Genomic DNA, 12,470 nt, shown 5'->3' with positions numbered 1-12,470 from the left:
ATTTTCATGAAAACCTGATTGCTCCAGAGAACGACGGGTAATCAATCATCCCCCATCTTGAGCGCCTGGATGAAGGCCTCCTGCGGGATTTCGACCTTGCCGAACTGGCGCATACGCTTCTTGCCTTCCTTCTGCTTTTCCAGAAGCTTGCGCTTGCGCGTCACGTCGCCGCCATAGCACTTGGCCGTCACGTCCTTGCGCAGTGCCGAGATCGTCTCGCGCGCAATGATGCGTCCGCCAATCGCCGCCTGGATCGGAATCTTGAACATGTGCTGCGGGATCAGCTCCTTCAGCTTCTCGCACAGCGCACGGCCGCGCTTTTCCGCCGCCGAACGGTGCACCAGCATGGAAAGCGCATCGACCGGCTCTTCATTGACCAGAATCGACATCTTGACCAGATCACCCTCGCGATAATCCGAAAGATTATAGTCAAACGAGGCATAGCCCTTGGAGATCGATTTCAGGCGGTCATAGAAGTCGAATACCACTTCGTTGAGCGGCAGATCATAGGTAATCATGGCGCGCGGGCCGACATAGGTGAGATCAACCTGAATGCCGCGGCGCTCCTGACACAGTTTCATAATCGCGCCAAGATAATCATCCGGCGTCATCACGGTTGCGCGGATCCACGGCTCCTCGATCGCCGCAATCTTCACCACATCCGGCATGTCGGCCGGATTGTGCAGCTCCTTCACCGTACCGTCCGTCATCTTCAGGCGATAGACAACCGAAGGCGCCGTGGTGATCAGGTCAAGATTAAACTCGCGCTCAAGCCGTTCCTGGATGATTTCCAGATGCAGAAGACCCAGGAAGCCGCAACGGAAGCCAAAACCGAGTGCGGCCGAGGTTTCCATTTCATAGGAGAAGGAGGCGTCATTCAGGCGCAGCTTGCCCATGGCGCTGCGTAGGTCTTCAAAGTCTGCCGCATCGACCGGGAACAGGCCGCAAAAGACGACCGGCTGGGCCGGCTTGAAGCCCGGCAGCATCTGTTCGGTCGGGCGGCGCTCATCGGTGATGGTATCGCCCACGCGCGTATCGGCCACTTCCTTGATCGAAGCGGTAATGAAGCCAAGCTCGCCGGGGCCAAGCTCGTCCACATGCACCATTTTCGGCGTGAACACGCCGGTGCGCTCGACCGGATATTTCGCGCCCGTGCCCATCATGCGGATGGTCATGCCCTTTTTCAGCACGCCATCGATCACGCGCACCAGAACAATGACACCGAGATAGGAATCATACCAGCTGTCGACCAGCATGGCCTTGAGCGGCGCATTGCGGTCGCCTTCGCGCGGCGCTGGCAGCTTGTGCACGATGGCCTCAAGCACATCTTCAATGCCAAGGCCGGTCTTGGCTGAAATATGCACAGCCTCGGAGGCATCAATGCCGATCACTTCTTCAATCTGCTGCTTGACGCGGTCAGGATCGGCAGCCGGCAAGTCGATCTTGTTGAGAACCACCACGATCTCGTGGTTATTGTCGATGGCCTGATAGACATTGGCGAGTGTCTGCGCCTCCACTCCCTGTGAGGCATCAACCACCAGCAGCGAGCCTTCACAGGCAGCCAGCGAGCGCGAGACCTCATAGGCAAAGTCGACATGGCCGGGCGTGTCGATCAGGTTCAGCACATAGTCTTCGCCGTTCTTCGCCTTGTAATGCAGGCGCACGGTCTGTGCCTTGATGGTAATGCCGCGCTCACGCTCGATATCCATCGAGTCGAGGACCTGATCCTTCATCTCGCGCGTGTCCAGTCCGCCGGTCAACTGAATGAGGCGGTCGGCCAGCGTCGATTTGCCGTGGTCGATGTGGGCGACGATTGAAAAGTTGCGAATATGGTCTAATGGTGTGCTCATGCGCGCGATTTACCAGCAAGCAACAAAATCTCAAAGCGCTATTGCGCGTTTATATTGGGAAAAGACAACAGTTTTGTCCTCGTGACAACAAGCCCCCTTTGCCTTGGCGCAAAAAGGCAGTAAATCAACGCCGAAATAAGGCGGCCGACGCAAGGCCACGCTATCTGACCTTCCTGCAGGAGTAGAGGATGAAAACCGAACCGAACGAAGTGCACAACAAGCCTAAACTGGTCACTGTCTTTGGTGGCACCGGCTTTGTCGGTCGTGCAGTCGTGGCTGCGCTCGCCAAGCGCGGCTATCGCGTTCGCGTCGCGGTACGCAAGCCGGAAATCGCCTATTACATGGGTCCGCTCGGCAATGTTGGCCAGCTTCAGATGGTGCAGGCCAATATCCGCAACCGCAAGTCTGTGGATCATGTGCTTCAGGGTTCCGACCATGTCGTCAACCTTGTTGGTGTCCTGTCAGAAAGCGGCAAGCAGCGTTTCAATGCGGTTCATGTCCAGGGCGCCAAGAATGTTGCCGAAGCCGCCAAGGCCGCCAGCATCAACATGACACATGTCTCGTCGCTTGCCGCAGACATCAATTCGCCGTCCGCCTATGCCCGCACCAAGGCGCAAGGCGAAATCGCCGTGCTGGAGGCCGTTCCGACCGCAGTGATCCTGCGTCCGTCGATCATTTTTGGTCATGAAGACCGCTTCTTCAACCGTTTCGCCAATATGGCGCGCTTCTCGCCCTTCCTGCCGGTCATCGGCGGCGGCGAAACCAAATTGCAGCCGGTCTATGTCGGCGATGTCGCCGAGGCTGTCGCCCGCGCCGTTGATGGCAAGCTGATGCCGGGCGGCGTCTATGAGCTGGGCGGCCCGGATGTGCAGACCTTCCGTTACTGGATGGAAGACATGCTGCGCGTGATCATGCGCAAGCGCGCCATCGTCTCGATTCCATGGTGGCTGGCAAGCCTGCAGGCCAAGGTGCTCGGCCTGTTGCCAAATCCGTGCCTGACCTCGGATCAGGTCAAGCTGTTGAAAAGCGACAATGTCGTTTCGGAAGAAGCAAAAAAACAGGGACGGACGCTCGAAGGCATGGGGATCCATCCGGAAGCCGTCGATACCATCCTGCCGGCCTATCTGTGGCGCTATCGCGTTGCCGGTCAGTACACCAAGACCGGCTTCGCATGATTAAATAATGCCTGATGTTATAAATACGAATGTTTGAATATAAGCGCCTGATACAAACAGGCGCTTATTTATATGCAGGATCATTTCCCTTCATATTGTTGTTTCCCGCCTGACGGAAAAGGCCCAACCTTCCGATTGTCCGAGTTGCTCAAACTTTTCAAGGAAGGCCATTGCAATGCTCCAATATATCATGCCCCCCATCATGACACTTGGCATTCTTGCAACAGGCATTCAGGAACGTTCTGCCTGCATGTTTCGGACACCGCTTGCGCCCTGATGCCATGCCAAATGCATGATAGACACTGGGGCCAGAGCTTCTGGTTTTTTGAAAATGCCATATTGGTGCGCCCAATCCCGATGCGCATGAGACACAAATAATCCGCATGGCGTGTGTGGGGGCGCGTGTTGTGCGTCCCATTGCATGATTGCAAACCGGCATGGGGAGAAGCCTGGAGCAATCCAGATTTTCACGAAAACGCTGATTGCCCTGGCATGTTGTTTTCCGCAGTTCCCAGGCGGAAAACCTGTACCCACTTTTCCTGGAACTGTTTCAGCCCCAGATCAGCAGGGCGGCAATGCCCGCCGAGCCGACAATCAGCCGCCACCAGGCAAACAGCCGGTAGCCATGGCGCGAGACATAATCAAGCAGATGGCGCACCACGAACACGCCTGAAATGAACGCCATCACAAAGCCGACCGCAATCAGCGCACCATCATGGAAGGACAGGATGTGGCGGTTCTTGTAAAGATCATAGGTGAAGGCGCCGGCCATGGTCGGCATGGCAAGGAAGAACGAAAATTCCGCCGCCGAGCGCTTGTCTGCCCCCAGAAGCAGCGAACCAACAATGGTCGAGCCAGAGCGCGATACCCCCGGCACCATGGCAAGGCACTGGAAAAAGCCGATCGCAAGGCAGATTGGCAGCGGATAGTCCATCACATCATGATAGCGCGGCTTCAGCTCCAGCTCATCGACCCAGAGCAGGATGAAGCCGCCAAGAATGAGCATGGAACAGACCAGCATCGGCGTTTCAAACAGCACCGTCTTGATGAAGCCATGCGCCAGCGCCCCGATGACAGCCGCAGGCAGAAAGGCCAGCAAGACGCCAAAGACAAAACGCCGCGTGCGCGCATCAGAGGGAAAATCTCTCGCCAATGTCACAAGTTTGGCGGAATAGACTGACAGAATGGCCAGAATGGCGCCAAGCTGGATCAGCACCTCGAAGGTTTTGCCCGTTGATTCAAAGCCCAGAAAGTGACCAACCAGCAACAGATGCCCCGTGGAAGAAACCGGAATGAACTCAGTCAATCCTTCCAGCAAACCGAGAAACGCGGCTTCGAAAAAATGCAGTATTTCCATTTAGCAGAACCTTAAATAGCGTATATGCGTGCTGGCACGGGAATATTCCGTCGTCATTTGGCTGGTCACGCTGCGCAGAGCCTTAACAGCGATTGCTTGTCTCGAACCAACATAGCCCTTATAGACTGCAAGTTCGTTAAGGCGGCTCGAATCACTCTGCAGCAAACTAGCCTGCCATTGGTGCTAACGCCAGTCGCCCTGTATATTGACCAATCTTTCAAGTAAGCCAGTCGAAAGTATCGCGTCCGATCATGCTCACGCTTTTTCATCATCCCATGTCTTCTGGATCGCGCTATGTGCGCCTTATCCTTGGCGAATATGACGTAGAAGCAGCCCTGATTGAGGAGCGTCCCTGGTCGCGCCGCAAGGAATTCCTGGCGCTCAACCCTGCTGGCACCTTGCCTGTGCTTCTGGCTGAAAAGGATCTGCCGGTCGTCGGCGCAACCGTGATTGCCGAATATCTCGACGAAACACGCGGCGCATTGAAGCGCAACCGCCGTCTCTTGCCGGAAAGCCCGGCCGAACGTGTCGAGGTGCGCCGTCTGGTGGACTGGTTCCTGATCAAGTTTGAAAATGAAGTCACCCGCCATATTGCGCGCGAACGCGTGTTCAAGCTGCAAATGGCGGCAGAAATTGGCGGCAGCGCGCCGGATTCCACCGCCATCCGCGCCGCACGCACCAATATTCGTCAACACATGAAATATGTGAACTGGCTTGCCGCCACCCGTGACTGGCTGGCTGGCCCCGTGCCAAGCTATGCCGACATGGCGGCGGCAGCAGCCATTTCCGTGCTTGATTATCTCGGCGAAATCGAATGGGGCGAGACCAAAGCCGCGCGTGACTGGTATACGCGCATGAAATCGCGCCCCTCCTTCCGCCCGCTGCTCGCTGATCGCGTGCGCGGCCTTGCTCCGGTGGCGCATTATGGCGACCTCGATTTCTGATCCGAAATCCGAACGCCTGAAAACCTTCCTGATTGCCGAAGCAAGGGCGGCCGGCTTTGACGCCGTCGCCTTCACCACACCCGATGCCATTCCGCTTGCCCCGCCCCGGCTGCGCCAGTTCATCGCAGACGGCCAGCATGCAGACATGGTCTGGATGGAGGAAACCGAGGAACGCCGCGCCAATCCCTCTGTCCTGTGGCCGGAAGTGCGCTCCATCATGATGCTGGCGATGAATTATGCGCCGGAACATGATCCGCTGGCCGTCCATCAGAAAAGAAATTGCGGCGCGATCTCGGTCTATGCGCAGAACCGCGATTATCACGATGTCATCAAGGGCAGGCTCAAGCATGTCGCCAGCCGCCTTGCCGCCCGCGCCGGCAAGGACGTCAAGGTCTTTGTCGATACGGCCCCCGTCATGGAAAAACCGCTGGCGGAAGCAGCAGGGCTTGGCTGGCAGGGCAAGCATACCAATCTGGTCAGCCGCACGCTTGGTTCGTGGTTCTTTCTCGGCTCCATCTTCACCACGGCCGAGATCCCGCCGGATGAGCCGGAAAAGGATCATTGCGGCTCCTGCCGCGCCTGTCTTGACGCCTGCCCGACCAATGCCTTCCCTGCCCCGCGCCGCATCGATGCGCGCCGCTGCATTTCCTATCTGACCATTGAAAACAAGGGCACGATTCCGCTCGAATTCCGCAAGGCCATCGGCAATCGCATCTATGGCTGTGATGACTGCCTTGCCGCCTGCCCGTGGAACAAGTTCGCACAGGCTGCAAATGAGCTGAAGCTGAAAGCGCGCGAAGAGCTGATTGCGCCGCGCCTTGCCAATTTTCTCGCAATGGATGATCCGGCGTTCCGCGCCTTCTTTTCCGGCTCGCCCATCAAGCGCATCGGGCGCGACCGTTTCTTACGCAATGTGTTGATTGCAAGCGGCAATTCCGGCGACACAAGCCTTGTGCCGCAGATCATTGCCCTGCTCAACGACGCCGCGCCGCTGGTGCGCGCCATGGCGGTCTGGGCCTTGCGGCAGCTTGCAGATGCACCGACATTTGCAGCCTTGCGCAACGCGCATTTTGCAGATGAAACCGATGCAGATGTGCAGGCGGAATGGCTGGGGGAGAGCAACTGACATGCGCATATTCTTCTTCGGGGCGGGGTATTCGGCCAGGGCTTTTGCCCGGCTGATAAAGGATGAGGCCAAACAGCTCGACGGCACGACCAGAAAAGTTGAAGATTTTCCCATCCTTGAACAGGCACACATTGCACCGCTTCTGTTCGATGGAGTGTCCGCCGCGCCCGAACTGCCCGACCGTCTTGCCAGGGCAAGCCATGTCATCATTTCCGTCCCCCCGCGCGAAACGAAAGACCCGTGCCTCGCCCTTGTTGCAGAGGCACTTTCCCGCCCGGACAATCAGATCCGCTGGATCGGCTATCTTTCAACCGTTGGCGTCTATGGTGACTATCAGGGCCGCTGGATTGACGAAACTGCCGAGTGCATTACCGTCTCGCCCCGCTCGCTTGAGCGTCTTGCGGCCGAACGCGCATGGATGGCTCTGGCCAATCAATATGGCCTGCCGCTTGCCATTTTACGCCTGTCCGGCATTTACGGACCGGGGCGCAATGCCTTCATCAATCTGGAGCGCGGCACGGCCCGGCGCATCATCAAGCCGGGTCAGATTTTCAACCGTATTCATGTTGATGATATTGCGGGCGTCTTGCGCTTTTTAAGCAGCACCGACAAGGGCGGCATATTCAATGTGACCGACAGCGAGCCTGCCCCCGCGCAGGATGTCGTCAGCTTTGCCGCCGAACTGATGGGCGTAACACCGCCGCCAGAAATCCCGTTTGAACAGGCCGAGATGACACCCATGGCGCGTTCCTTTTATGACGAGAACAAGCGTGTCTCCAATAAGCGCCTGATCAACCTCGGCTATGAATTTGTCTATCCCGACTATCGTGCCGCATTTTTGTCCATGTGGCGGGACAAAAACTGGTAAATTGCCGGACCGGACGGTGAAACACTACTGATCCGGCGTGATTCGGCGGATCCCCCTGATGCAATTGCAGGACATTGCCATGACCAGAAATCGCAAGACCGGATTCTTCGCTCGCCTTTTCATGGCCGGCATGATGACAGCGATGCTTGTCGGCGAAAGCACCATGGTCACCCGGGCCGAGGACATGCCGGCAAAACAGGCCTTTGGCAGACAGCAGCTTCCCAATCTTGCCAAGGAGCCGCAATCCTTCGGCTTTTACAACAAGGGCTGCCTTTCCGGCGCCGTTGCCCTGCCGACGGACGGGCCGCACTGGCAGGTCATGCGGCTTTCGCGCAACCGCCGCTGGGGCCATCCGCGCATGATTGCGCTTCTGGAAAAGCTCTCGCGCGATGCCGCCAGGGATGGCTGGAATGGTCTTCTGGTTGGCGACATCTCGCAGCCGCGCGGCGGCCCGATGCTGTCCGGCCATGCCTCGCATCAGGTCGGGCTTGATGCCGATATCTGGCTCACCCCAATGCCCAAGAAACGTTTCACCGATGCCGAGCGCGAAAATGTTTCGGCCATCTCCATGTTGAAGCCCAATTCACTCTATGTCGATCCGGCCAAATGGACGCCAAGCCACACCGCTCTCATCCGGCATGCGGCAAGCTATCCGGAAGTCGAACGCATCTTTGTCCATCCCGGCATCAAGAAACAGCTCTGCGATACGGTCAAGGGTGATCGCAGCTGGCTTGGCAAGGTGCGCCCCTATTGGGGCCATCATTACCACTTCCATGTCCGCATTGGCTGCCAGCCCGGCTCGCCCGGCTGCAAGTCACAGCCGCCAGTGCCTGCCGGCGATGGTTGCGACAAGTCGTTGGCCTGGTGGTTTACCGATGAACCGTGGAAGCCAGCCAAGCCATCCGACAAGCCTGCGCCGAAACCAAGGCCGTTGATGGTCTCGGACCTGCCCAAGGCCTGCGCCGCTGTTCTGGCAGCCCCCGGGCCAAATTCCATCGCCGAAGTCACCTATGGCGCACGCTAGGCCGCTGCAGTGCCCGCAGCCATGATGGCTCCTGAACGGTTGCAGATTGATGCGTGTGCTTACCGGCGCACGATCATGGCAGGATCTGATTTTCGCTGTGTTTCATTGAAAACCGCGTGAATTTGCTTTCTTAAAACGATTGAATTTCGGTGACTGACATAAAAATCGATTTTGATTTTCCGGCTGATATTGTAGAGATGCCGCAGCCAGCTGCCCGGTTGCAGGACAGCATGCCCGTTATTGCCAGACATCATCAAAGGGATCGCGGATTATCATGCAGACCGACCAGAACTTTCACTTTCCCGTTCTTGTCGGTGATATTGGCGGCACCAATGCGCGCTTTGCGATTCTGAACGAAGGCGACCATGAGCCGCGTGATATTATCGTGGTTCAGACCGCCAATTATCCCACGATTGATGAAGCCATCCGGACTGCTGTTCTGGACAGGCTGGCCACCAGGCCGCGTTCGGCCATTCTGGCCGTTGCAGGCCCGGTTGAAGGCGACGAGATCGATCTGACCAATTGCGCCTGGGTCGTGCGCCCGCACGAAATGATTGCCGGTCTTGGGGTGGAAGATGTGATCGTGCTCAACGATTTCGAGGCGCAGGCCCTGGCGGTTGTCGCCCTTGACAAGGGCAGTTTTGAACCCATCGGCGGCAATCCGGCTGAAATCACTGCCACGCGCGTGGTGCTTGGCCCCGGCACCGGCCTTGGCGTGGCGGGTCTGGTTCGCACGACCAAATCATGGGTTCCCGTGCCGGGTGAAGGTGGCCATATTGATCTGGGGCCGCAGACAGAGCGCGACTATCAGATTTTCCCGCATGTCGAGCGCATCGAAGGCCGGGTCACCGCCGAACAGATTCTCTGCGGCCGGGGCTTGCGCAATCTTTATGTTGCCATCTGCAGGGCCGACGGGGTTGAACCAATCCTTGCCACCCCTGTCGACATTTCCTCTGCCGGTCTTGCCGGAAACAATCCACAGGCCAAGGAAACGCTTGATCTGTTTGCCACCTATCTTGGCCGCGTTGCCGGAGACATGGCGCTGATCTTCATGGCGCATGGCGGCGTCTATCTTTCCGGCGGCATTCCGCAACATATCCTGCCGGCGCTGAAAACCGGGCACCTGCGCCAGGCCTTTGAAGACAAGGCGCCGCACAGCCATATCATGCGTGATATACCGATCCGGGTCGTCACCCATCCACAGGCCGCCCTCGTCGGACTGTCCGCCTATGCGCAGAACCCGGCCGCTTTTCAGGTCGGAACCGAAGGCCGTCGCTGGCAGCTCGCCTGATTGTTCAACGGTGTTTCGCACGCTTGAGGATGGTCAAGCGGTTCCAGTGAGGTTATAGAGACGTTGCGCGGCCAGTATCTGCCCCGCAATGCGAGACCCTAGTGCAACCCCGTGTTCCGGTTCTGCCGGGCCAAGACAAAGCGCATCTTCACGTGAGCCTGTTCAAGAAGAAGAAAAAGATCGATCCGGGCGAGGCAACGCGCGTTATCCGGCGCATGCTTGCGGAAAATTTCCACGAATATAAGCGCAATTATATCATCGTCATCATCGCCTCGGTCATTGTCGGCGCATCGAACGGCGCGCTCGCCTATATGATGAAGCCGATGATCGACAAGATTTTCTATGAACAGAAAATCGGACTGCTCGCGGTGATCTGCGGCACGATTCTCGGCATTTTCATCCTGCGCGGCATCACCAGCTATATTCAGGCCGTGGAGCTGGCCAAGATCGGCAACAATCTGGTCGCGCGCTACCAGAAGCGCATTTTCGACCACCTGATGAAGCTGGGCCTTGATTTTTACAATGACACGCGCTCCGGCCATCTCGCGGCCCAGATCAACCAGAATGTCACCGGCATTCGTGACCTGCTCAACATGACAATCACCTCGATCGCGCGCGACTGCATCGCGCTGATCGGTCTGGTCGGCACTATGTTCTATATGGATCCGGTCATGTCAGCGGTCGTGTTCCTGATCGGCCCACCGCTCATTCTGGCGGTTGCCTATATTTCGCGCCGCATTCGTTCCGTCACGCGCGAACTGGTGCATCTCAATTCCCGCCTGCTCGGCGCCATGCAGGAATCGGTGCAAGGTATCGCCATCGTGAAGGCCTTCACGATGGAAGATCTCCTGCGTGACAAGATCAATGTGTTGATCGATCAGGCCGAGGGCCGCAGCAACAAGATCGCCAAGGTCTCCGAGCGCACAACCCCGATTGCCGAGGTGCTGGCCGGTTTTGCGGTTGCGGGCGTACTCGCCTATAGTGGCTATCGCGCCATCGCGCATCAATTGCCGCCGGGCTCGATGTTTGCCTTCATCACCGCCCTGCTGCTTGCCTATGATCCGGCTCGCCGCCTTGCCCGGCTTCAGGTCGGGCTGGAACGGGCGCTCGTCAATGCGCGCATGATCTATGAAGTGCTGGATATGGAACCGCATCAGCGCGACGTGCCTGATGCGGTGGAACTTGTTCCCGGCCCCGGCGAGATCGCATTTGAGAAAGTCTCCTTTTCCTATGGCGGCAATGCGCCCGTGCTCCGCAATGTGAGCTTTACTGCCAGGGCCGGCCAGACCACCGCGATTGTGGGGGCTTCCGGTGCAGGCAAGTCCACGCTGATCAACCTGATCCAGCGCTTTTATGATCTCGATCAGGGGCGCATCCTGTTTGACGGTCAGGATGTGGCAAAAGTCACCAAACATTCGCTGCGCCAGGCCATCGCCTATGTCTCGCAGCAGCCTTATCTGTTTGAAGGCTCGATTGCCGACAATATCCGCTATGGCCGGCCAGATGCCAGCATGGATGAAGTCGTTGAAGCGGCAAGGCTTGCCAATGCGCATGAGTTCATCTTGCAGCAGCCACAGGGTTATGACACGCCCATCGGCGAAAATGGCGTCACGCTTTCCGGCGGCCAGCGCCAGCGCATTTCCATTGCCCGCGCCATTGTCCGCAATGCGCCCGTGCTGCTGCTTGATGAAGCAACATCGGCGCTCGACAATGAATCGGAAAAGCGTGTGCAGCAAGCGCTGGAAACCATCATGCGCGGGCGCACAACGATTGTCATTGCGCATCGCCTTTCAACCATCGTCAATGCCGACTGCATTGTGGTGATGGAAGCCGGCCGTGTGATTGAACAGGGCCGCCATGAGGATCTGGTCAAGGTCGAAAACGGCATTTATGCCCGTTTCTATCAGCTGCAGAGCGGGCAGGCAGATCTGGAAGACAATGCGATAAGTGTGGAGGAAACCCCGGATGTCCGGCGAAGCGAATAATGCTGCGGGCGAAATGAACCTCGTCGTTGTTGGTGCGGGCGGACGCATGGGACAGGCCCTGATCCGCGCCATTCAAGCCATCGACGGCGCAAGACTGGCCGGCGCGATCGAACGTGAAGGCTCCCCACATCTGGGGCGGGATGCCGGCGAAATTGCAGGCCTTGGCGCGCTGGGCATCACCATCACCGATGACCCGCTGCCGGTTTTTGCCAAAGCGCATGGTGTGCTTGATTTCACCAGCCCCGGCGCAAGCGTCTATTTTGCCGGTCTGGCGGCACAGGCGCGCATCGTGCATGTGATCGGCACCACCGGCTGTTCGCCCGAAGATGAGGCGCAGATTCGCGCCGCAGCCCGCCATGCCGTGATCGTCAAATCCGGCAATATGAGCCTTGGCGTCAATCTCCTGTCGGTTCTGGTCGAAAAGGCCGCAAAGGCGCTGGGGCCGGAAGATTTCGACATCGAGATCCTTGAGATGCACCACAAGCACAAGGTCGATGCGCCATCGGGCACGGCATTGCTCTTGGGCGAGGCAGCAGCCAGGGGGCGCAACATCAATCTCTCCGAACATAGCGTGCGTGTGCGCGACGGCTATACTGGCCCGCGCGAAGACGGCACGATCGGCTTTGCCACCTTGCGCGGCGGCTCGGTCATTGGCGACCATTCCGTCATTCTGGCTGGAACCGGCGAAACCATTACCCTGTCGCATCAGGCACAGGATCGCGCCATTTTCGCGCGCGGCGCGGTGAAGGCCGCACTCTGGGCGCATGGCAGAAAACCTGGCCTTTATTCCATGCGCGATGTTCTCGGCCTTGACAGCTGATCCTTTTCACATTCGTTTCTTGTCTCTTAT

The 12,470-nt window shown here is 58.0% G+C and carries 10 protein-coding genes; 8 read left to right on the top strand and 2 right to left on the bottom strand.

What is annotated here, in order from left to right; genetic code table 11:
- Positions 1–41: 41 nt before the first annotated feature.
- Entirely contained in the window at positions 42–1,850 is a 1,809-nt protein-coding gene (gene lepA, locus ACFO1V_RS03820; protein WP_374831897.1) for a translation elongation factor 4, read from the bottom strand.
- A gap of 188 nt (positions 1,851–2,038) precedes the next feature.
- On the opposite strand from lepA, the gene ACFO1V_RS03815 reads away from it, so the two are divergent.
- Complete coding sequence (locus ACFO1V_RS03815) at positions 2,039–3,025, top strand: complex I NDUFA9 subunit family protein (protein WP_374831898.1); 987 nt, start codon at positions 2,039–2,041, stop codon at positions 3,023–3,025.
- Positions 3,026–3,575: 550 nt separating this feature from the next.
- Here the strand turns inward: ACFO1V_RS03815 and ACFO1V_RS03810 are convergent.
- Positions 3,576–4,382, bottom strand: a complete 807-nt coding sequence (locus ACFO1V_RS03810) for an undecaprenyl-diphosphate phosphatase (RefSeq protein WP_374831900.1) — start codon at positions 4,380–4,382, stop codon at positions 3,576–3,578.
- Positions 4,383–4,633: 251 nt separating this feature from the next.
- On the opposite strand from ACFO1V_RS03810, the gene ACFO1V_RS03805 reads away from it, so the two are divergent.
- The 7 genes from ACFO1V_RS03805 to dapB all read left to right on the top strand — a co-directional run bounded on the left by ACFO1V_RS03805 (position 4,634) and on the right by dapB (position 12,440).
- Entirely contained in the window at positions 4,634–5,326 is a 693-nt protein-coding gene (locus ACFO1V_RS03805; RefSeq protein WP_374831902.1) for a glutathione S-transferase family protein, read from the top strand.
- Entirely contained in the window at positions 5,307–6,452 is a 1,146-nt protein-coding gene (gene queG, locus ACFO1V_RS03800) for a tRNA epoxyqueuosine(34) reductase QueG (RefSeq protein ID WP_374831904.1), read from the top strand. Before ACFO1V_RS03805 ends, queG begins: the two co-directional genes overlap by 20 nt.
- Position 6,453: 1 nt before the next feature.
- Positions 6,454–7,320 carry an SDR family oxidoreductase gene (locus tag ACFO1V_RS03795; protein WP_374831906.1) on the top strand — a complete coding sequence of 289 codons (867 nt, stop codon included), beginning with the start codon at positions 6,454–6,456 and terminating at the stop codon, positions 7,318–7,320.
- A 121-nt stretch (positions 7,321–7,441) separates the two neighbouring features.
- Positions 7,442–8,344 (top strand): penicillin-insensitive murein endopeptidase, encoded by a 903-nt coding sequence (gene mepA / locus ACFO1V_RS03790; RefSeq protein WP_374831946.1) that lies wholly within the window; start codon positions 7,442–7,444, stop codon positions 8,342–8,344.
- A gap of 274 nt (positions 8,345–8,618) precedes the next feature.
- On the top strand, positions 8,619–9,635 hold the full coding sequence (locus ACFO1V_RS03785; protein WP_374831908.1) for a glucokinase: 1,017 nt from the start codon (positions 8,619–8,621) through the stop codon (positions 9,633–9,635).
- Positions 9,636–9,787: 152 nt separating this feature from the next.
- Positions 9,788–11,620, top strand: coding sequence for an ABC transporter ATP-binding protein (locus ACFO1V_RS03780; protein WP_374831910.1), 1,833 nt, complete (start codon positions 9,788–9,790; stop codon positions 11,618–11,620).
- Complete coding sequence (dapB, locus tag ACFO1V_RS03775; protein WP_374831912.1) at positions 11,601–12,440, top strand: 4-hydroxy-tetrahydrodipicolinate reductase; 840 nt, start codon at positions 11,601–11,603, stop codon at positions 12,438–12,440. The genes ACFO1V_RS03780 and dapB overlap by 20 nt, the downstream gene beginning before the upstream one ends.
- Positions 12,441–12,470 lie beyond the last annotated feature (30 nt).

The organism is Daeguia caeni, assembly GCF_042653845.1.
GTDB classification, from domain to species: Bacteria; Pseudomonadota; Alphaproteobacteria; order Rhizobiales; family Rhizobiaceae; genus Brucella; species Brucella caeni.
The sequence above is the reverse complement of the archived record's forward strand: the minus strand, read 5'-3'. Positions and strand labels throughout refer to the sequence as shown.